This is a genomic window from Curtobacterium sp. ME-Dv--P-122a, from assembly GCF_030209645.1.
GTDB classification, from domain to species: domain Bacteria; phylum Actinomycetota; class Actinomycetes; order Actinomycetales; family Microbacteriaceae; genus Curtobacterium; species Curtobacterium flaccumfaciens.
The window spans coordinates 1-21,549 of record NZ_JARVRO010000016.1 but is presented as its reverse complement, the minus strand read 5'-3'; the positions used below and the strand labels follow the sequence as shown (position 1 = coordinate 21,549).

Below are 21,549 nucleotides of genomic sequence, written 5' to 3'. Positions count from 1 at the left end.
TCCCCGGTTCCCCCGATCCCACCAGGTAACCCCGGTTCCCCCCCCCCCCCCGGCACACGCACGCGCGGCCGAGCGACGGGAGGCCCGGCTCGCCCCCGTCTAGCGCGTCGCGGTGGTCGTGCGGTCGCGCCCCGTCAGGTCGACGTGCGTCTCCGGGGTACGGAACCCCCGGCGCGCCAGGACCTGCCGGACGCCGGCGCCCTGCGGCTCGGCGTGCTCGATGACCAGGACTCCCCCGGGCACCAGCAACCGCCAGGCCGTCTCGGCGAGAGCCCGGACGGCGTCGAGGCCGTCCGGCCCGCCGTACAGGGCCATCGCCGGGTCGTGGTCACGGACCTCGGGGTCGATCGGGATCGCGTCGTCCGGCACGTACGGCGGGTTCGACACGACGACGGACACGGTGCCGTCGAGTTCCGGCAGCGCGTCGGCGAGGTCGCCCTCGACGAGCCGGACCGTCCCGCCGTGGGCGTCCACGTTGCGCCGGGTCCAGGGCAGGGCCTCGGCGGACCGCTCGACGGCGTAGACCACGGCGTTCAGCACCTCGGTGTCCATCGCGATCGCGATCGCACCGCTGCCGGAGCCCAGGTCCACGGCGATCGGCTCGGGCACCGCGGTCGCCCGCAGCGCGTCGATGCCGAACTGCACGACGCCCTCGGTCTCCGGACGGGGCACGAACACGCCCGGTCCGACGGCCAGGGTGAGCGCACGGAAGTACGCCTGCCCGGTGATGTGCTGCAGCGGCTCACGGGTGGCACGGCGGGCGACGGCGTGCCGGAAGCGCTCGACGTGCTCCGGGGCGATGCCGCCACCGATCAGCGCACGGGCCTGGACGGCGCCGCGCGAGGTGTCGGTCGCCCATGCGAGCAGCAGCTCTGCGTCGACCCGTGGCGTCGGCACGCCGACGGCGACGAGCGCCGCGGTCGCCTGCTCGAGCAGGCGATCCGCGGCGTACGTGAGGGGCGTGTCGGCGGTGATCCGGGCCTCCAGGCTGGGTGTGCGGTTACGCGTCCTGGTCACCGATGGCGGCCAGACGTGCCTCTTCGTCCGCCTGGATGGCGGACTGGATGACGGGCTCGAGGGCACCGTTCATCACACGGTCGAGGTCGTACGCCTTGTAGCCGGTGCGGTGATCCGCGATCCGGTTCTCCGGGAAGTTGTACGTGCGGATGCGCTCCGAACGGTCCATCCCGCGGATCTGCGACTTGCGCGCGTCCGAGGCGATCGCGTCGAGCTCCTCCTGCTGGCGCGCGAGGATGCGTGCGCGGAGCACGCGCATGCCGGCCTCGCGGTTCTGCAGCTGCGACTTCTCGTTCTGCATCGCCACCGTGATGCCCGTGGGCAGGTGGGTGATGCGGACCGCGGAGTCCGTCGTGTTGACGGACTGCCCGCCGGGGCCGGAGGACCGGTAGACGTCGATCTTGAGGTCGTTCTGGTTGATCTGGACCTCTTCGGGCTCGTCCACCTCGGGGAACACCAGCACACCGGTGGTCGAGGTGTGGATGCGCCCCTGCGACTCGGTCTGCGGCACACGCTGGACGCGGTGCACACCGCCCTCGTACTTCAGGTGCGCCCAGACACCCTGGGACGGATCGGTCGTGTTCGACTTGATCGCGACCTGGACGTCCTTGTAGCCACCCAGGTCGGACTCGGTGCGCTCGAGGAGCTCGACCTTCCAGCCCTTGGTCTCGGCGTAGTGCGAGTACATGCGCAGGAGGTCGGCCGCGAACAGCGCCGATTCCTCGCCGCCCTCGCCGCCCTTGATCTCCATGATGACGTCACGGCCGTCGTCGGGGTCGCGCGGGATGAGCAGCCGGCGGAGACGCTCCTGGCGCTCCGACAGCTGCTCCTCGAGCCCGGGGACCTCGTCCGCGAACGCCGCGTCTTCACGCGCGAGTTCCTGGGCGGCGGCGAGGTCGTCCCCCGCCGCCTGCCAGGCCTCGTACGCGGACTTGATCTGGTTGAGCTCGGCGTACCGCCGGTTCACCTTCTTCGCCCGGGCCGCATCGGCGTGGAGCGCGGGGTCCGACAGCTGCTGTGTCAGGTCCTCGTGTTCCGCCAGCAGCCCCGCTACCGACTCGAACACGCGTTACTCCTGGTGGCCGTTGTGGTGGGCGCCGGTCGAGGGGACCGACTTCTGCACCTGCACCAGGAACTCGACGTTCGACTGCGTCTCCTTGAGGTTCCGCAGCACGATCTCGAGGGCCTGCTGCGGGTCGAGCCCGGCGAGGGCCCGGCGCAGACGCCAGGTGATCTTGACCTCGTCGGCGGAGAGCAGCTGCTCCTCGCGACGGGTACCCGAGGCGTTCACGTCGACGGCGGGGAAGATGCGCTTGTCGGCGAGGTGCCGGTTCAGGCGGAGCTCCATGTTGCCGGTGCCCTTGAACTCCTCGAAGATGACCTCGTCCATCTTGGAGCCGGTCTCGACGAGCGCGGTCGCGAGGATGGTCAGCGAGCCGCCGTCCTCGATGTTGCGCGCGGCACCGAAGAAGCGCTTCGGCGGGTACAGCGCCGCCGAGTCGACGCCACCGGAGAGCACGCGGCCCGACGGCGGGGTCGACAGGTTGTACGCACGACCCAGGCGGGTGATCGAGTCGAGCAGCAGCACGACGTCGTGGCCCAGCTCCACCAGGCGCTTCGCACGCTCGATGGCGAGCTCGGCGACGGTGGTGTGGTCCTCGGCGGGACGGTCGAAGGTCGAGGCGATGACCTCACCCTTCACCGTGCGCTGCATGTCGGTGACCTCTTCGGGCCGCTCGTCGACGAGGACGACCATCAGGTGCGCCTCGGGGTTGTTCTTGGCGACGGCGTTCGCGATGGCCTGCAGCACGACGGTCTTGCCGGCCTTCGGCGGGGACACGATGAGACCGCGCTGGCCCTTGCCGATCGGCGACACGAGGTCGATGATGCGGGTCGACAGCTTGCCCGGCTCCGTCTCGAGGCGCAGGCGCTCGTTCGGGTACAGCGGGGTGAGGTCGTTGAAGTCGACGCGGGCCGCGGCCTCGTCGGCGGACTGGCCGTTGATCGACTCGACGGCCACGAGCGCGTTGTACTTCTGGCGGCTCTGCTGCTCGCCGTCACGCGGCTGCTTGATCGAACCGACGACGGCGTCGCCCTTGCGCAGGTGGTACTTCTTCACCTGGCCGAGGGAGACGTAGACGTCGCTCGGGCCCGGCAGGTAGCCGGTGGTGCGGACGAAGGCGTAGTTGTCGAGGACGTCGAGGATGCCCGCGATCGGGATCAGGACGTCGTCCTCGGTGACCTCGGGCTCGAAGTCGTCGTTCTGGCCGCCACGGCCGCGCTTGCGGTCGCGCTGGCGACGGCTGCGGCCGCTCTCGGCCTCGTCGGCGTGCTGTTGCTGCTGCTGCTTCTGCTGGCCGCTGGTCTGCTGCTTCTGCTGACCGGCGTTCTGCTGCTGCTTCTGGTCGGCCTTGTCGTCCTGCTTGGCCTCGGCCTGCTTCGGCTGGTCGTTCTGCTTCTGGCCGCCGTTCTGCTGGCCGTTCTGCTGCTCGCCGCCGTTCTGCTTCTGCTGGCCGCCGTTCTGCTGGTCGGCACCGTTCTGCTTCTGCTGGCCGGCGTTCTGGCCGCCGTTCTGCTGGTCGGCGCCGTTCTGCTGGTCGCCGTTCTCGGCGTTCTGGCCACGGCCACGACCGCGACCACGGCTGCGACGACCGCGACGCGAGCCACCCTCGCCCTGCTCGGAGTTCTGGTCGCCCTGGTCGTTCTGGTCGCCGGACTCGTTCTGGTCCTGGTCGGCCTGCACGGCGGACGTCGGCGCCTGCTGGCCCTGCTGGGCCGCCTGGCTCGGCTGCTCGGCCTCGGCGGGTGCCGACGCCTGCTGGCCCTGGTCGGCGGCGCGCTGCTCGGTGCCGCGCTGCTCGGCGTTCCGCTGGCCACGGCCACGGCGCTGGGAGCCGGACTGCGCGGCTTCCTGGGCGTCCTTCTCGGCGCGGACCTGGTCGAGCCCGGCGAGGAGGTCCTCGGTGCCGGTCTGGCCGTGGTTGGTGTGCTCGGCGGCCGAGGTCGGCGCGGCGTTCACGGTGCCGCCGGACGATGCGCGGCGCGAACGACGGGCACGGCTCGGGGCTGCCGACTCGGCGGGTGCCTCGGGGTCGGCGACGGGTGCCTCGGCAGCGGGCTGTGCGGGGGTCTCGGCGGGCTCCGGCAGGGTCGGCTGCTCGGTCGCGGCCGGCTCGGCAGGGGTCTCGGCGACGACGGCGGCAGCCGGGGCGGCCGGCGTCTCGTCGACGGGACGCTTGTCCTCGATGGAGGCGATCAGGTCGCCCTTGCGGAGCTTGGAGAGCCCGGTGATGCCGAGCGAGGAGGCGATGCGCTGGAGTTCCGGGAGACGGAGGGCACGCAGGTCGCTGGGGATCTCCACCTGGGCGGAGTTGTTGTCGGTCAAGGTCGGTGTTTCCTTTCGAACCGCAGAACGCGGAGAGTTTCCACCGTCCCGGATGCAGGGTGAGCATCGACCGCCGTTCAGACGACGGATCGGGATTCGGTGATCAGAAAGAGATGCACACTCGCGCACCGGACCCTGCGACGTCGCAGGAGCTGTCCTGAGGACGAGCGATCCGTACGGTTACGCGGGTTCGGCTTCGAGCGCCGAGTGCGCTGCCACTGTAGCACCACCGAGATCGACGGCCAGCATGAGCGGCCGCCAGTCGGATTCGGCGTGTCGCTGCACCAGTTCGGCGGCGGTCAGGCGCTGTGCCGGGTCGCTGCCGAGGACGAGCAGGCTCGGCCCGGCGCCGGAGACCACCGCGGCGAGGCCGTGCTGTCGGAGCAACCGGATCAGTGCGTCGGTCTCGGGCATGGCGCTGGCGCGGTACGCCTGGTGCAGACGGTCCTCGGTCGCGGCGAGCAGCAGCTCGGGGCTCTGGATGAGCGCCGCCACGAGCAGCGCCGAGCGGGAGACGTTGAACGCGGCGTCGGCGTGCGGGACCTGCTCGGGCTGCAGGGAGCGCGCGAGCTTGGTCGAGAGCGTCGAGGTCGGCACGAACACCACCGGGGCGACACCGCGGTGCACCAGGAGCCGCTTGTAGGCCGGGCCCTCGGCGGTCATCCACGCGATCGTCAGCCCGCCGAAGAGTGCCGGCGCGACGTTGTCCGGGTGGCCCTCCATCTCGGTGGCCAGCGTCAGGAGCGTCGAGGCGTCGAGGTCGACGATGCCCTCGAGGAGCCCCCGGGCCGCCATCAGCCCGGCGACGATCGCCGCGGCGGAGGAACCGAGGCCGCGGCCGTGCGGGATCGCGTTCGTGGCGTGCAGCTCGAGACCGGGCTGGTCGACACCGGCGTGCTCCAGGCCCCGGCGGACCGCACGGACGACGAGGTTCGTGTCGTCGGTGGCGACCTCGCCGGCACCGACGCCCTCGACCGTGACGGTCGCGCCGGGTTCGGAGCGGACCCGCACCACGACCTCGTCGTAGAGCGAGAGCGCGAGGCCGAGCGAGTCGAAGCCCGGGCCGAGGTTCGCCGACGTGGCCGGCACCCGGACGCGGACCGCCGATCCGGTCGGCAGCGCACGGACCGCCCGTCCGGCCGGTACAGCACTGCGGGCGGTCATGCCCTCACCCGGTCCGGACGAGCGGTCGGAGATCACTGCTCGCTGACCAGACCGAGCACGTCGGCGATCGACTTCGTGTCGACCGGCACGCTCGTCGGGGTGACCTCGCCGCCGTCCGGCGTGCGGAGGGCCCACTGCGGGTCCTTCAGGCCGTGGCCCGTGACCGTGATGACGACCTTCGCGCCCTTCGGCACGACACCGGCGTCGGCACGCTCGAGCAGCCCGGCGACACCGATGGCGGACGCGGGCTCGACGAAGACGCCGACCTCGGCCGACAGGATGCGGTGTGCCGCGAGGATGGCCTCGTCGGTGATGGCACCGAAGTAGCCGTCGGTCTCCTCCCGCGCCTCGAGCGCGAACTGCCACGAGGCCGGGTTGCCGATGCGGATCGCCGAGGCGATGGTGTCGGGGTGCCGGACGACCTCGCCGTGCACGATCGGGGCGGAACCGGCGGCCTGGAACCCGAACATGCGGGGCAGCTTGGTGCTGCGGCCGGCGGCGACGTCCTCGCGGTAGCCGCGCGAGTACGCGGTGTAGTTGCCAGCGTTGCCGACGGGCAGGAAGTGGAAGTCCGGTGCGTCACCGAGGACGTCGACGACCTCGAACGCGGCGGTCTTCTGCCCCTCGATGCGGTCGTTGTTGACGGAGTTGACGAGGTGCACCGGGTAGTTCGCCGCCAGGTCGCGGGCGATGTCGAGGCAATCGTCGAAGTTGCCCTGCACCTGCAGCAGCTGGGCGTCGTGGGCAACAGCCTGGCTGAGCTTGCCCATGGCGATCTTGCCCTCGGGCACGAGCACCGCGGCGGTGATGCCGGCGTGCGTCGCGTACGCGGCGGCCGAGGCGCTGGTGTTGCCGGTCGAGGCGCAGATGACGGCCTTCGCGCCGTGCTCGACGGCCTTCGAGATCGCCATCGTCATGCCGCGGTCCTTGAACGAACCCGTCGGGTTCATGCCCTCGAACTTCACGTAGACCTCGGCGCCGGTGCGCTCGGAGAGCCGACGAGCCGGGATGAGCGGCGTGCCGCCCTCACCGAGCGTGACGATGGGCGTCGCCTCGGTCACGTCGAGTCGGTCGGCGTACTCGCGCAGGACTCCCTGCCACTGGTGGGCCATCAGGCTTCTCTCTCTGTCCGGTGGGGTGGATCTGGTGGTGGTGCGGCTCGGTGGGCCGGCTGGTCGGGCTGGAGGCCCGTGGTCGCGTCAGCGACCGACGACGCGCAGGACGCTGGTGACGTCCAGGACGACGTCCTCGCCGCGGAGGGCGACGACGGTGTCCGCCAGGTCGGCCTCACGCGCCAGGTGGGTGCCGATGACGAGCGTCGCGGTCCCCTCGGCTGCGCCGGTGGTGGTCTGCTCGACCGTCTCGACGCTGACGCCGTGCTTCGCAAGCACGCCGGCGACCGTCGACAGCACGCCGGGGGCGTCCGTGACGTGCAGGGTGATCTGGTAGCTCGTGCGGACCGTGCCGATCGGGAACACCGGCAGCTCGGACTGCGTCGACTCGGCGACACCCGGGCCGCCGATGACGTGCCGACGGGCCGCGGAGACCAGGTCGCCGAGGACCGCCGAGGCCGTCTCGACACCACCGGCACCCGCGCCGTAGAACATCAGGTCGCCGGCGGCCTCGGCCTCGACGAACACGGCGTTCTTCGCACCGTGCACGCTCGCGAGCGGGTGCGACTCGGGCACGAGGGCCGGGTAGACGCGGGCGCTGACGCCCTCGCGGCCGTCCTCGTCGGTCAGCCGCTCGGCGGTCGCCAGGATCTTCACGACGTAGCCGGCCTTGCGGGCGGCGCGGACCTGGTCGATCGTGACGTGGGTGATGCCCTCGCGGTGCACGGCGGCGAGCGGCACCGAGGTGTGGAACGCCAGCGAGGCCAGGATCGCGGCCTTCTGTGCGGCGTCGTAGCCCTCGACGTCGGCGGTCGGGTCGGCCTCGGCGTACCCGAGCTCCGTGGCGGTGGCCAGGGCGTCCTCGAAGGTGGAGCCCTTGCGGTCCATCAGGTCGAGGATGAAGTTCGTGGTGCCGTTGACGATGCCCATGATCCGGACGATGCGGTCACCCGCGAGCGAGTCGTGCAGCGGACGGATGATCGGGATCGCCCCGGCCACGGCGGCCTCGTAGTAGAGCTGCGCGCCGACCTGCTCGGCCGCGGCGAAGAGCTCCGGGCCGTGGGTCGCGAGCAGCGCCTTGTTGCCGGTGACGACGTCCGCGCCCGACTGCAGGGCCTGGAGCACGAGGGTGCGCGCCGGCTCGATGCCGCCGATGAGCTCGACGACGATGTCCGCGCCGAGGATGAGCGATGCCGCGTCCGTGGTGAAGAGCTCCGCCGGCAGGTCGACGTCGCGCTGCGCGTCCACGTCGCGCACGGCGATCCCGACCAGCTCCAGCCCGGCACCGGCGCGCGAGGCCAGCTCGTCGCCGTGCTCGAGGAGCAGTCGCGCGACCTGGGAACCGACCGAGCCGGCCCCGAGCAGCGCGACACGGACGTTGCGGTATTCGATCATCTGGTAGCGGTTCCTGTCGGTGGGGGTGCGCCCTGCGGGGTGGGCGGACCCGGTCGGGTCGGGGGTCAGCGGCCGGTGCCGTCGGCGGGCACGGCGGCGACCCCGGTGTCACGGGCGAGGAGGTCGTCGATCGTCTCGCCCCGCACGAGGATACGGGCTGTGCCGTCCGCGACGGCGACGACCGGCGGGCGGCCCACGTGGTTGTAGTTGCTCGACAGCGCCCAGCAGTAGGCCCCGGTGGCCGCGACGGCGAGCAGGTCACCGCGCTGCACGTCGCCGGGCAGGTACTCGTCGTTGACCACGACGTCGCCGCTCTCGCAGTGCTTGCCGACGACGCGGCTCAGCACCGCCGGGGCGTCCGAGGTGCGGGCGAGCCGGGCCGTGTAGTCGGCGCCGTACAGGGCGGGACGGATGTTGTCGCTCATCCCGCCGTCGACCGAGACGTACGTGCGGGTCGCGCTGCCGCCGTCCTCGGTCTCGAGCGTGACGGGCTTGATCGTGCCGACGCGGTAGAGCGTCACCCCGGGCGGGCCGATGATGTAGCGGCCCGGCTCGACGGCGATGTCCGGCACCGGGATGCCGCGCTCGGCGCAGGCCTCGCCGATGATCGTGGCCAGCGCCTCGGCGACGTCCTCGGGGGCGAAGGCCGAGTCGGCCTCGGTGTAGTCGATGCCCCAGCCGCCGCCGAGGTTCAGCTCGGGCACCGGCCCGGAGGCCACGAGCGTCGCGTGCACGTCCATGAGGCGACGTGCGGCCTCGCGGAAGCCGGCGTCGTCGAAGATCTGTGAACCGATGTGCGAGTGCAGCCCGACGAAGGCGAGCGAGGGCTCGGCGCGGACGGCTGCCGCGGCCTCGACGGCCTCGGACAGCGGGATGCCGAACTTCTGGTCCTCGCGGGCGGTCGCCAGGTACTCGTGGGTGGACGCGTGCACACCGGTGTTGATCCGGATGCGCACACGCTGCACGACCCCGGCGTCGGCGGCGGCACGGGCGACGCGCTGCACCTCTTCGTGGCTGTCGAGCACGACCGTGCCGATGCCGACCTCGACCGCGCGGGCGATCTCGGCGTCGGACTTGTCGTTGCCGTGGAAGCCGAGCCGGCCGGGGTCGATGCCGCCGGCCAGGGCGACCGCGAGCTCACCGGCGGTGCAGACGTCCACGCGCAGGTCGGCCTCGGACATCCACGCGACGACCTGCGTCGTCAGGAAGGCCTTGCCGGCGTAGTAGACGTGCGCGTGGCTGCCGATGCGCTCGAACGCCTCGGCGAACGCGTTCCGCACGCGGACGGCACGGGACTGGACGTCCCGCTCGTCGACGACGTACAGGGGCGTGCCGAACTGCGCGACCAGGTCCGTCGCGCTGATGCCGCCGATCGCCAGGGTGCCGTCGTCGGTCCGCGTCGCGGACGCGGGCCAGATGCGGTCCACCAGTTCGGAGGCGTCCGTCGGGAACCGCAGCCGCGGCGGTGCAAGGGGGTTCTCGCTCACGGGACCCGATCCTACCGACGCGAGCCGTTCCTCCAGGCCGCGTTACGCACCCGTCCGCTCAGCCGCAGCTGCCGACCGTCCGCAGGCCGTCCTCGTTGAGCGGCAGCGCGTCCGCGGTGATCCGGACCGTCGCGTCCGACCTCGACACGTCGAGCGAGCGCACCCGCAGCGCCTCGGGCAGGAACTGCGCGGTGCAGACCTGCACCGGGACGCCGGTGACGCCCGGGATCGAGTCGACCTTGAGGCCGAGGTCGGAGTTCGTGATCCGGACGCTCTCCGGGGTGATCGAGATGCCGCGGCCGTCGTCCTGCGCGACGACGGCGCCCTTCGCCGCGTAGGTGATGTCGTAGCCGAGCACCGATGACGACCCCGTCAGTTCCACACCACCGTCGACCAGGTTCAGCCGGTCGAACAGCGGGCTGTACTTCGCCAGGTCCTTGACGCTCGACGACGCCAGCGTGACCGTGCCGTCGACGTCGCGGACGTCACCCTTGCCGTCCACCGGGACGTCCTGCGCGGTGACGTCGGCGGCGAGGGGGATGCCGTCGACCGTGAGCTTCGCCGAGGAGATCTCGACGCGGTCGAGCGTGCCGCTGATGAGCTGCGGGATGACGATGCCCTCGGCGTGGGCGTCGACCTGGCCGGTCGTGCCGTCGGGCAGCGACTGCTCGACCTGCTGGGCGATGATCCGGTCGACGACGCCGCGCAGCACGAACTCGGCGATCACGACGAGGGCGGCGAGCACGACGACGACCACGAGCAGGACGACGGGCCAGCGGCGGCGCGTGGTGGGGCGTTCGGTGGCTGCGGGCATGCGTCCCACCCTGCCAGCCCGTCCCGGCAGCCTGCCTGGAGGCCCGGTGCGCGTCCGGCGCAGCGGCTTGCTGTGACACCGTGGAACGGACACCGCACCGCGGATCTCCGCGGTGCTGTGTCCGGAACCTGGTTCCGGGGCGACGGGGCGACCGCTACATGCGGGACGGAGCCGACACGCCGAGCAGGCCGAGGCCGTTGCGGACGACCTGGCCGGTGGCGTCGTTCAGCCACAGGCGCGTGCGGTGCAGGTCGCTCACGGGCTCGTCACCGAGGGGCGTGACACGGCAGGAGTCGTACCAGCGGTGGTACAGGCCGGCCAGCTGCTCGATGTACCGCGCGATGCGGTGCGGCTCGCGCAGTTCGGCGGCGTGCCGGACCACCCGCGGGTACTCGGCGAGGGCTCCGAGGAGCGCGCTCTCCGACTCGTGGGTCAGCAGCGAGGCGTCGAACACGGACCGGTCGACCCCGGCCGCCGCGGCGTTCCGGGCCACCGACTGCGTGCGGGCGTGGGCGTACTGCACGTAGAAGACGGGGTTGTCGTTCGTGCGCTTCGTGAGCAGGTCGAGGTCGATGTCGATCGCGGTGTCGCTGGCGAAGCGGACCAGGGCGTACCGACCGGCGTCGACACCCACGGCGTCGACGAGGTCCTCCATCGTGACGATCGTCCCGGCGCGCTTCGACATGCGCATCGGCTCGCCGTCCTTGAGCAGGTTGACCATCTGCCCGATCAGGATCTCGAGGTTCTTACCCGGCTCGTCCCCGAACGCGGCGCACATCGCCATCATCCGGCCGACGTAGCCGTGGTGGTCGGCGCCGAGCATGATCAGGTTCCGCTCGAACCCGCGCTCGCGCTTGTCGAGGTAGTACGCCAGGTCGCCGGCGATGTACGCGGGCTCGCCGTCCGACTTGATGACGACGCGGTCGCGGTCGTCGCCGAAGTCGGTCGTGCGGAGCCACTCGGCACCCTCGGCCTCGTACATCACGCCGGCCGACCGCAGTCGGGCGATCGCACGCTCGACGGCCTTCGACTCGTGCAGGGCGTTCTCGTGGAAGTAGACGTCGAAGTCGACGCCGAAGTCGTGCAGTGACGACTTGATGTCGGCGAACATGAAGTCGACGCCCTCGCGGCGGAAGAGCTCCTGCGCCTCGTCGCGCGGCAGGTCGCGGACGTCGATGCCCGGCTCGAGGGTCGCGATGACCCGTGCCGCGATCTCGGCGATGTAGGCGCCGCCGTAGCCGTCCTCGGGCGTGGGCTCACCGAGTGCGCTGGCGACGAGGGAGCGGGCGAAGCGGTCGATCTGCGCGCCGTGGTCGTTGAAGTAGTACTCACGGGTGACGAGTCCGCCCTGCGCCTGGAACACGCGGGCCAGGCTGTCGCCGACCGCGGCCCAGCGGACGCCGCCCATGTGGATCGGGCCGGTGGGGTTGGCGGAGACGAACTCCAGGTTGATCCGGACGCCGTCGTACAGGTCGCCGGTGCCGAAGGACTCGCCGCCGTCCACGATGGTGCGCGCGATCTCGCCAGCGGCGGCCGCCTCGAGCGTGATGTTGATGAAGCCGGGGCCGGCGACGTCGACGGAGTCCACACCGTCGAGCTCGGTCAGCTCACCGGCGATCTCGGTCGCGAGCTCGCGCGGGTTCGTGCCGAGCCGCTTCGCGAGCTGCATGGCGGCGTTCGAGGCCCAGTCGCCGTGGGCGCGGTTCTTCGGACGCTCGAGCACCACGTGGGACTCCTCGATCGTCACGGTCTCGGACGCGCCTCGGCGCTCGACGATCCCGGTCAGGATCGACAGGTACGCGGCGGAGAGTTCGGCAGGAGTCACGAGGACCGATCCTACCGGGACGCCCAGGTCCGCACCGGTCGATGCAGCATCATGTCGGGATGACCCCCCGCAGCCGTGCCCGGGCGCTCACCGTCGCCACCCTCACCACCGCAGCAGCCGTCGTGCTCGCCGGGTGCTCGGGCGGCGGGGACAGCACTCCGTCGGCCAGCGCGACCCCGGCGGGCAAGCCGGTGTCGCAGACCTGCGCGGAGCTCCTTCCGACGAGCGCACTGTCGGTGTACGGGCAGACCTTCGAGCTCGACGACTCCTTCACCCCGGCGAAGGGCTCCCCCGCCGCGACCATCGCGAAGCAGCAGGGTCGCGTGTGCCGGTTCGTCAGCACCGACGCGGACGCCACGGCGATCACGCTCGCGGTCGCCGACCTGCCTGAGAAGTCGCTCACGAACCTGAAGGACGCCCTGTACGAGCGGGGCGGGTCCGTCCCCACCTACCGCGTGGAGGGCTACTTCGCCCTGAGCGGCGACGTCGGCCGCGCGGACGCCTTCGCCGACCCGTACTGGATCACCGCGCAGTCGACGCTGTTCACCGAGCCGGGTGGGGCGCAGCCCGTCGTCGATGCGGTGCGGGCCGCGCTGCAGCCATCCGCGTCGGCGACGGCGACGCCCGCGGGCTGACGCGACGGTGCCGGCACGGTGCCGGTCCGCCGCCTGGTGCGAGGTTGCGCACGTGGTGCGCGCTTGCAGCGCCGCACGGAACACGGGACGTCGCACGGGATCGCGACGGACGCACCGTGCGGACGGGAGGCCCGTGGCGGGCCCGCACCGCGCCTCCCGGCCGGCGGCGGCCGCGCACCGTGCCGTGTCCGCCGTCCGGTGCGAGGTTGCGTGCGTGGTGCGCGCTTGCAGCGCTGCACAGAACGCGGAACCTCGCACCGGATCGCGACGCTCGCACGGTGCCGGGTCCGCCATCTGGTGCGAGCTTCCGTGCGTGGTGCGCGCCTGCAACGCGGCACGGAACACGGAACCTCGCACGGGATCGCGACGGACGCACCGTGCGGACGGGAGGCCCGTGGCGGGCCCGCACCGTGCCTCCCGGCCGGCGGCGGACACGCACGGTGCCGGGTCCGCCGTCCGGGACGAGATTGCGCGCGTGGTGCGCGCTTGCAGCGCCGCACGGAACACGAAACCTCGCACCGGATCGCGACGCTCGCACCGTGCCGGGTCCGCCGTCCGGTACGAGATTGCGCGCGTGGTGCGCGCTTGCAGCGCCGCACGGGACACGGAACCTCGCACGGGATCGCGACGGACGCACCGTGCGGACGGGAGGGCCGTGGCGGGCCCGCACCGCGCCTCCCGGCCGTGCCGACGGCACGTCCACGGCGCGACACGCGCTGTCCAGGACCACCCGCCGGACCTGCTACGGTTGTTGACACCCCTTGGCCCCCATAGCTCAGGGGATAGAGCACTGCCCTCCGGAGGCAGGGGCGGAGGTTCGAATCCTCCTGGGGGCACAGTCACATTTCCCCCGTTGAGACTCCTCCGGGTTCGTCGGTCAGCGCTTCTCGGCGCGGATGCCGAAGAGGTTCCCGAAGGGATCGAGCAGCTGGCAGAGCCGCTCTCCCGTGAACACCGTCTTCGGCCCCCGGTGCGCGACGGCACCGTTGGCGACCCAGTCCTCGACGACGGCGTCCACGTCGGCCACCGTCCAGTACGGCACCGTGCCGGACGGCCCCGGCGTGTTGAGTTCGTCGGTGCGGTGCAGCGTGAGTCGGACGCCGTCGATGTCGAACGCGACGAGTGCGCCACCACGCACGACCGGTTCGCGGCGGAGCCTGGCCGCGTACCAGGCGACCGCGGCGTCGAGGTCGTCGACGAACAGGAAGACGTTGCCGACCGGGCCGATCGGGAGCGGTGCTGTGGAGTCGTCGTGCACGGGGGTCCTCCTTCGTCGCGCGCCGCTCAGCGGTGCTCGACCCCGAGCGTCTGCGCGAGGAACGCGAGCGATCCGGGCAGCGCATGGTCGGTGTAGCCCTCGGCGTGCCGGAGACCGGGGATCAACTGCAGCGTGTTCGGGACGCCGACCGCGGCGAGCGCCGACTGCAGGGCGATCGGGTCCGACCGCGGGACCCACTCCTCCAGCGAGTTGGCGAGGTAGACGGGGCCCGTCGACGCCGTCACGTGCTCGATCGTGGACGCCGCGGCGAGCGCCGACCGGTCGCCGCCGACCTCCTGCAGGATCACCCAGCGGAGGAACGGGTCGTCCCGCCCGGTCTGGTCGATGTCGGCGCTGCGCATCGCGTCGAGGTCCTGCGTCGTCGGCGCCGCGGAGACCGTGCCGTCGGTCGCGCGGATGATCTCGGCGAGGCCGAAGATCCCGGACCAGCTCACGGAGGGACGGCCGGTCGCGATGCCGCCCTCGACGGCGAGGTTCCCCCCGGCGGACCCGCCGAAGAAGGCGACCTTGCTCCGGTCGAAGGGGATGTCGGACTGCAGCGCCCACTCGTGGGCGGTGAGCACGTCGTCCCTGCTCGCGGGGAACACGTCCGTCGGTGCCAGGCGGTAGTTCGGGACGAAGACCGTGTACCCGGCCTCGACGAGTCGGGCGGACAGGCTGGCTTCCTTGGACTTGTCCCCGCGGAACCAGCCGCCACCGTGCACGAGCACGACGGCGCCGGTGCTCGGGGGCGATCCGGGGGCCGGACGGTGGACGTCGAGGACCAGGGCGTCGTGCTGGTCCGAGTACCGCACGTCGCGGTCGATGTGGGGAGGTGGCTGGGTGGGCATCGGTGACGACCTTCCTCGGGTTCCCGACGCCGCGACCGGCGGCGGTTCGTGGACTCCGATTCTCATCGAGGGTGTCACGGGGCGATTGGGTCGGATGACTCGATGCGGGTCGGTTCCGGGGCGACGAGCCGTACAACCGGGTCCGGGTCGAGGTCGGGGTCGGCCCGGTAGCGTTCCGGCATGACGATGACGTTCCCGGTGCCCGGAGTCCACGCGCTGCGGGGCGGACCCGTGCTCCGGTGGGGTGTGATCGGCCCCGGGGAGATCGCGAACGACTTCACCGCGACGCTGCACGCGAACTCCGACCAGCGCGTCGTCGCCGTGGGGTCCCGCTCCCCCGAGCGTGCCGCGGCCTTCGCCGCCCGCCACGGCGTGCCCGGTGTGCACGGGTCGTACGAGGCCCTCGTGGCGGACCCGTCCGTCGACGTGGTCTACGTCGCCTCGCCGCACCCGCAGCACCTCGGGCACGCGATGCTCGCGATCGCCGCCGGCAAGCACGTGCTCGTCGAGAAGCCGATGACGACCTCGGCGGCGGACACGCGCACCCTCGCTGACGCCGCACGGGCCGCGGGCGTCCTCGCGATGGAGGCGATGTGGACCCGGTACCTGCCGGGCACGACCGTCGTCGCCCGTCTGCTCGCGGACGGAGTCCTCGGCGACGTCCGGCTCGCGACGGTCGACGTCGGGTGGCCGCACGACCCGGACCCGGCGGACCGGATGTTCGATCCCGCAGCAGGTGGGGGTGCCCTCCTCGACGCCGGTGTGTACGGGCACTGGTTCGCACGGTTCGCCACCGGCGCCCCGGTGACCAGCAGCACGACGGGGGCGGTCTCGGATCGCGGGGTGGACCTCCAGTCCGTCACGGTGTCGACGGCGGAGGGTGGCGCGCAGTCGGTGGTGACCACGTCGATGACGGCGTGGACGCCGGGGCTGGCGGTGATCGCCGGGAGCCGGGCCACGGTCCGGTACACCGACCACTTCGTGTTCCCGGCGTCGTTCGCGGTGCACCACCGGGGTGGGGAGGACCACTGGGCGGAGCCGACGGGGCTGCGGGGGCGTCAGGGACTCGTGTGGCAGGCGGCGGCACTCGCGCAGTACGTGGCGGAGGGTCGCACGGAGTCCCCGGTGCACTCACTGGACGACTCGGTGGGGATCGCGACGGCGCTCGACGCGGCCCGTGCGGCGCTCGGACAGTCCGGTGCGGCACTCGGACCGACCGGTGCGGCACCGTCTGTTCCCGAGCAGGACACCTCGACCCTCTAGGATCACGGGCCGGTCGTCCCGCACGCGACCGGGAAGAGGCCTCGATGACCATCGGCACCGGGAACGCGCAGCTCGAACTCGCCCGCGGCGGCGACGCACCCGCCCCACGGACCCTGTTCGACGTCCTGGCGGCGACCGCGGCGACCCACCCGGACGCGACCGCGCTCGAGGACCCCGCCGGCAGCGTCGACTACACCGCCCTGCTCGACCTCGTGCGCGCGCAGGCCGACGACCTGGCACGCCGGGGTGTCCGACGGGGCGACCGGGTCGGGGTACGCATCCCCTCCGGTGGGCGTGACCTGTACCTGTCGATCCTCGCCGTGCTCGCCGCCGGAGCGGCCTACGTGCCGGTCGACGCGGACGACCCCGAGGAGCGCGCCACCCTGGTGTTCGGCGAGGCCGGTGTCGTCGGGGTGATCGGCGCGGGCGGTGTCCTGCGCGACCGCGACGGCACGGAGCTGCCGGTGACGGACCCTGCGGCGAGCGCCGAACTCCCCCGTGAGACCGACGACGCGTGGATCATCTTCACGTCCGGGTCGACCGGGGTGCCGAAGGGTGTGGCGGTCACCCACCGCAGTGCAGCGGCGTTCGTGGACGCCGAGGCGCGGATGTTCCTGCAGGCGGCGCCGATCGGTCCGGGTGACCGGGTGCTGGCGGGGCTGAGCGTGGCGTTCGACGCGTCGTGCGAGGAGATGTGGTTGGCGTGGGGGCACGGCGCCGCGTTGGTGCCGGCACCCCGGTCGTTGGTGCGGACGGGGGTGGACCTCGGGCCGTGGCTCATCGCGCACACGATCACGGTGGTGTCGACGGTGCCGACGCTCGCGGCGTTGTGGCCGGACGATGCGCTCGAGCAGGTGCGGCTGGTGATCTTCGGTGGAGAGGCGTGCCCGCCGGAGCTGGCGGCGCGCATCGCGAGTCGTGACCGTGAGGTGTGGAACACGTACGGGCCGACCGAGGCGACGGTGGTGGCGTGCGGGTCCTTGCTGGACGGGAGCCAGCCGATCCGGATCGGGTTGCCGCTGGACGGGTGGGACCTGGCCGTGGTGGACGGTGCCGGGCAGCGGGTGGAGCCGGGCGGCGTCGGGGAGCTCGTGATCGGTGGCGTCGGGCTGGGGCGGTACCTGGACCCGGCGAAGGACGCGGAGAAGTACGCGCCGTTCCCGGAGCTCGGGTGGGAGCGGGCGTACCGGAGCGGGGACCTGGTGCGGTACGAGCCCGAGGGGCTGGTGTTCCAGGGGCGTGCGGACGACCAGGTGAAGCTCGGCGGCCGGCGGATCGAACTCGGGGAGATCGATGCGGCGCTGCAGGCCCTGGACGACGTGGCGGGTGGGGCCGCGGTGGTGCAGCGGACCCCGGCGGGCAACCAGGTGCTGGTCGGGTACGTGGCTCCGGCGGCCGGGGCGACGGTGGACGTGGCTGCGGCGAACGCCCGGTTGCGGCAGGAGCTGCCGGCGGCGCTGGTGCCGTTGGTGGCCGTGGTGGAGTCGCTGCCGACGCGGACGTCGGGCAAGGTCGACCGTGCGGCGCTGCCGTGGCCGTTGCCCGGTGCCTCGGACGCAGCGATGCTGCCGGACACGGTGGCGTGGATCGCCGAGCGGTGGGCGGCGATCCTGGGGGTGCCGGTGGCGAGCGTCGACGACGACTTCTTCGCGCACGGCGGTGGGTCGCTGACGGCGGCGCAGCTGGTGTCGGCCATCCGGGAGCGGTTCCCGACGACGACGGTGGCGGACGTCTACGACCACCCGCGGATCGGGGCGTTGGCGGCGGCGCTGGACGAGTCCGGCCCGGTCGAGGCGTCGTCGCGCGACGTCACGCCGGTGCCTCCGGCGACGGGGCTGCTGATGACCCTGCTCGGGCTGCCGGTGCAGGTGCTCCGGGGGTTGCGGGTGCTGACGTGGACGGCCCTGGTGGCCGCGGTGCTGCACGCGACGACGCTGCCGTTCCTGCCGGTGCTGCCCTGGCCGGTGCTGGTGCTGGCGCTCCTGGTGTTCGTGACGCCGATCGGCAAGATGGCGCTGACGGTGGTGCTCGCGCGGCTGCTGCTCGCCGGGGTCCGGCCGGGGTCGTACCCCCGTGGCGGCTCGGTGCACCTGCGGGTCTGGCTGGCCGAGCGCATCGCCGAGGCGGTCGACGGCCCCTCGACGGCCGGCGCCCCGTGGATCAGCTACTACGCCCGGGCCCTCGGCGCGCGGATCGGCAGGGACGTCGACCTGCACACGCTGCCGCCGGTGACCGGGATGCTCACGATCGGCAAGCGTGCCTCGATCGAGCCCGAGGTCGACCTGGCCGGGCACTGGCTCGACGGCGACGTGTTCCACCTGGGGCACGTCCGCATCGACGAGGACGCCGTGGTGCGCAGCCGGACGACGCTGCTGCCCGGGGCGCACGTCGGCGCGGGTGCCGAGATCACCGCGGGTTCCGCCGTCGGCGGCCCCGTGCCGGCCGGCGAACGCTGGGCAGGGGCACCTGCGGAGCGCACCGGGTCGGCTCGTGACGACCGGGAGGCCCGCCCCGCGACCCGACGACGCTGGCTGCTCGCGTACGGGGCCGGGTCCCTGGCCGTGGCCGGGTTGCCGGTGGTCGGTGTCGCGGTCGGACTGCTGGTCGCCCTCGCCCTGGTCGGGCGGGCGTCGACCCTGGACGACGCGGTGCTCCGTGCGCTGCTGACGGTCCCCCTGGCGACGGTCGTCGCCGGTGCCGTGTACGCGCTGCTGGTGGTGGTCGCGGTGCGGCTGCTCGGCATCGGCCTGCACGAGGGACGGCACCCGGTGCGCTCCCGGATCGGCTGGCAGGTGTGGTCGACCGAGCGGGTGCTCGACGCGGCGCGCACCCTGCTGTTCCCGCTGTACGCCTCGCTCGTGACGCCGGTGTGGCTGCGACTGCTCGGCGCCCGCGTCGGGCGGGACACCGAGATCTCGACGGTGCTGCTCATCCCGGCGTTGACGCAGATCGCGTCGGGGGCGTTCCTGGCCGACGACACGATGGTGGCGACGTACGAGCTCGGCGGCGGTCGGGTGCGGATCGGTCGCTCGAAGGTCGGCCGTCGGGCGTTCCTCGGCAACAGCGGCATGACGGGGGCCGGACGCTCGGTGCCGCGCGAGGCCCTGGTGGCGGTGCTGTCCGCGGTGCCGAAGAAGGCCAAGCGCGGGTCGTCGTGGCTCGGATCGCCCCCGGTGCGGCTACGACGAGCGGCGACGGAGTTCGACGAGGCGCGCACGTTCCGCCCGTCCAGGCGGCTCAAGGTCGCCCGCGGCTGCTGGGAGCTGCTGCGCCTGGTCGCCCCGATGGTCTCCGCCGCCATCGCGCTCGGCGTGGCCGGAGCCCTGCTGGCGCTCTGGTCGGCCGTCGGGATCGGGTGGACGGTGCTGCTCGCCGGACCGGTGCTCATCGCCGCCGGTGCCGTCGCCGCCGTGGTGTCGACGATCGCGAAGTGGGCGTTCGTCGGTCGGATCACCGCCCGGGAACACCCGCTGTGGTCGTCGTTCGTGTGGCGCAACGAAGTGCAGGACACCTTCGTCGAGACCGTCGCGCGCCCCTGGTTCGCCGAGCAAGCCACCGGCACCCCCGCGCTGGCCGTCTGGCTGCGGAGCCTCGGTGCGACGATCGGCCGCGGCACCTGGCTCGAGACGTACTGGCTGCCCGAGGCCGACCTGGTCACCATCGGCTCCGGCGCCTCGGTGGCACGCGGGACGGTCGTGCAGACGCACCTGTTCCACGACCGCGTGATGCAGCTCGACACCGTCCGGATCGACGCGGGTGCAACGCTCGGGCCGCACAGCGTGGTCCTGCCGGCGGCCGGCATCGGTGCCGGTGCGACCGTCGGGCCGTCCTCGCTCGTGATGCGGGGCGAGCAGGTGCCGACGGGCTCCCGCTGGTCCGGCAACCCGATCGCTCCGTGGACATCGGCAGCACCCTCGGTGACCGCCCCACCGGCGCCATGAGGTTGACTGTCCCCGTGCCCTCCGATCCCGCCGCAGACCCGTACACCCCGCACAGCGGCGACCGACGGTGGAGCGCCGAGCACTACGAGCTCCGTCTCGACTACCGCGTCGCCACGAACCGCCTGGACGGCACCGCCACGATCACCGCGCGCGCCCTCGAGCCGCTCGACAAGGTCGTGATCGACCTGCACGGGCTCACGGTCGACCGGGTCGACGTCGACGGACGCCGGGCCAAGAAGGTCTCGACCGCGACGCACAAGGTGACGGTCACCCCGGCCGACCCCATCGCCGCCGACACCGTGTTCAGCGTGCACCTGCGGTACCGCGGCACCCCGCACCCCGTCCGGAGCGCGTGGGGGCAGCTCGGCTGGGAAGAACTGTCCGACGGCGTCATCGTCGCCGCCCAGCCCACTGGAGCGCCGTCGTGGTTCCCGTGCAACGACCGCCCCGACGACAAGGCCACGTACCGGATCGAGATCGCGGCCGAGGCGGCGTACGACGTCCTGACGAACGGGGAGCTGCTCGCCAAGGAGCGCGACCGCGTCGGCACCCGCTGGACCTACGCCACCACCGAGCCGATGGCGACCTACCTGGCGACCGTGCAGATCGGCCGGTACCGCACCACGAAGCTGCGCACGAGCGGGGTCCCCGTCACGCTGCACCACCCCGCCGACCTCGCCGCCGCCGCGAAGACCGACTTCGGCCAGGTGCCGGAGATGCTCGCGCTGTTCGGTGACCGGTTCGGCCCGTACCCGTTCGCGGCGTACGGCGTCGTGGTGACCGACGACGACCTGGAGATCCCGCTCGAGGCCCACGGCCTGGCGGTGTTCGGCCGGAACCACGTCGACGGCGAGCACGGCACCGACCGCCTCATCGCCCACGAGCTCGCCCACCAGTGGTTCGGCAACTCCGTCACGGTCACCCGGTGGCAGGACATCTGGCTGCACGAGGGGTTCGCCTGCTACGCCGAGTGGCTCTGGTCCGAGGACCGCGGCGACGACACCGCCGACCAACTGGCCGAGCGGTACCGGCAGGGACTGCTCGAGCAGCCGGAGGACCTGGTGATCGGTGACCCGGGCGCGAAGGACATGTTCGACGACCGCGTCTACAAGCGCGGCGCCCTCGCCCTGCACGCCGTCCGCCGCACGTTCGGCGACGACGCCTTCTTCACCGGGCTGCGGAGCATCACCGAGCGGCACCGGCACGGATCCGTGACCGTGCCCGACGTGCTCCGTGCGTTCGCGGACACCGCCGGCCGTCCCGTCGCGGACGTCGGTGCGGTGACCGGGCCCTGGGTCGACGAGGCGTCCGTGCCGGCACTGCCCGCTGGCTAGCAGGCTCCGCCAGCGCGTCGGTCAGCAGGCTCCCCCGCCGCGTCGGTCAGCAGGCTCCCCCGCCGCGT

Annotated in this window: 15 protein-coding genes and 1 tRNA gene; 5 read left to right on the top strand and 11 right to left on the bottom strand. The window is 72.6% G+C overall.

Going from position 1 to position 21,549, the window contains the following annotated elements; genetic code table 11:
- Positions 1-99: 99 nt before the first annotated feature.
- From prmC to argS, 9 genes are all read right to left on the bottom strand, one after another.
- Positions 100-975 carry a peptide chain release factor N(5)-glutamine methyltransferase gene (gene prmC / locus QRN49_RS16990; protein ID WP_502869015.1) on the bottom strand — a complete coding sequence of 292 codons (876 nt, stop codon included), beginning with the start codon at positions 973-975 and terminating at the stop codon, positions 100-102.
- 25 nt (positions 976-1,000) lie between these two features.
- The gene (gene prfA / locus QRN49_RS16985; protein WP_017885756.1) at positions 1,001-2,083 is read right to left on the bottom strand and encodes a peptide chain release factor 1; all 1,083 of its coding nucleotides are present in this window, start codon (positions 2,081-2,083) and stop codon (positions 1,001-1,003) included.
- 3 nt (positions 2,084-2,086) lie between these two features.
- Positions 2,087-4,402, bottom strand: coding sequence for a transcription termination factor Rho (gene rho / locus QRN49_RS16980; RefSeq protein ID WP_262133097.1), 2,316 nt, complete (start codon positions 4,400-4,402; stop codon positions 2,087-2,089).
- A 180-nt stretch (positions 4,403-4,582) separates the two neighbouring features.
- Complete coding sequence (gene thrB / locus QRN49_RS16975; RefSeq protein WP_175330774.1) at positions 4,583-5,566, bottom strand: homoserine kinase; 984 nt, start codon at positions 5,564-5,566, stop codon at positions 4,583-4,585.
- Between the two features lie 32 nt (positions 5,567-5,598).
- Positions 5,599-6,678: a threonine synthase gene (gene thrC / locus QRN49_RS16970; RefSeq protein WP_071404606.1), complete on the bottom strand. Its 1,080-nt coding sequence runs from the start codon at positions 6,676-6,678 to the stop codon at positions 5,599-5,601.
- 87 nt (positions 6,679-6,765) lie between these two features.
- On the bottom strand, positions 6,766-8,073 hold the full coding sequence (locus QRN49_RS16965) for a homoserine dehydrogenase (protein ID WP_027465790.1): 1,308 nt from the start codon (positions 8,071-8,073) through the stop codon (positions 6,766-6,768).
- Positions 8,074-8,138: 65 nt separating this feature from the next.
- Positions 8,139-9,560, bottom strand: a complete 1,422-nt coding sequence (gene lysA / locus QRN49_RS16960) for a diaminopimelate decarboxylase (RefSeq protein ID WP_284756842.1) — start codon at positions 9,558-9,560, stop codon at positions 8,139-8,141.
- 58 nt (positions 9,561-9,618) lie between these two features.
- Entirely contained in the window at positions 9,619-10,374 is a 756-nt protein-coding gene (locus QRN49_RS16955; RefSeq protein ID WP_209081260.1) for an LmeA family phospholipid-binding protein, read from the bottom strand.
- Positions 10,375-10,528: 154 nt separating this feature from the next.
- The gene (gene argS, locus QRN49_RS16950; protein ID WP_284756839.1) at positions 10,529-12,199 is read right to left on the bottom strand and encodes an arginine--tRNA ligase; all 1,671 of its coding nucleotides are present in this window, start codon (positions 12,197-12,199) and stop codon (positions 10,529-10,531) included.
- Between the two features lie 59 nt (positions 12,200-12,258).
- Between argS and QRN49_RS16945 the strand changes: the two genes are divergently transcribed.
- Positions 12,259-12,834 (top strand): hypothetical protein, encoded by a 576-nt coding sequence (locus QRN49_RS16945; protein ID WP_111223951.1) that lies wholly within the window; start codon positions 12,259-12,261, stop codon positions 12,832-12,834.
- Between the two features lie 764 nt (positions 12,835-13,598).
- A tRNA-Arg gene (locus tag QRN49_RS16940) sits at positions 13,599-13,670 on the top strand.
- A 41-nt stretch (positions 13,671-13,711) separates the two neighbouring features.
- Here the strand turns inward: QRN49_RS16940 and QRN49_RS16935 are convergent.
- Positions 13,712-14,092: a VOC family protein gene (locus QRN49_RS16935; RefSeq protein ID WP_284756837.1), complete on the bottom strand. Its 381-nt coding sequence runs from the start codon at positions 14,090-14,092 to the stop codon at positions 13,712-13,714.
- A gap of 26 nt (positions 14,093-14,118) precedes the next feature.
- On the bottom strand, positions 14,119-14,943 hold the full coding sequence (locus QRN49_RS16930; protein WP_284756835.1) for an alpha/beta hydrolase: 825 nt from the start codon (positions 14,941-14,943) through the stop codon (positions 14,119-14,121).
- A gap of 180 nt (positions 14,944-15,123) precedes the next feature.
- Between QRN49_RS16930 and QRN49_RS16925 the strand changes: the two genes are divergently transcribed.
- From QRN49_RS16925 to QRN49_RS16915, 3 genes are read left to right on the top strand one after another with little or no spacing between them, the layout of a single operon-like run.
- The gene (locus QRN49_RS16925) at positions 15,124-16,206 is read left to right on the top strand and encodes a Gfo/Idh/MocA family protein (protein ID WP_284756833.1); all 1,083 of its coding nucleotides are present in this window, start codon (positions 15,124-15,126) and stop codon (positions 16,204-16,206) included.
- 44 nt (positions 16,207-16,250) lie between these two features.
- Positions 16,251-20,147 carry a Pls/PosA family non-ribosomal peptide synthetase gene (locus tag QRN49_RS16920; RefSeq protein WP_284756831.1) on the top strand — a complete coding sequence of 1,299 codons (3,897 nt, stop codon included), beginning with the start codon at positions 16,251-16,253 and terminating at the stop codon, positions 20,145-20,147.
- Between the two features lie 14 nt (positions 20,148-20,161).
- A complete protein-coding gene (locus QRN49_RS16915) occupies positions 20,162-21,481 on the top strand; it encodes a M1 family metallopeptidase (RefSeq protein ID WP_284756830.1) in 1,320 nt (439 codons plus the stop codon).
- Positions 21,482-21,549: the final 68 nt, after the last annotated feature.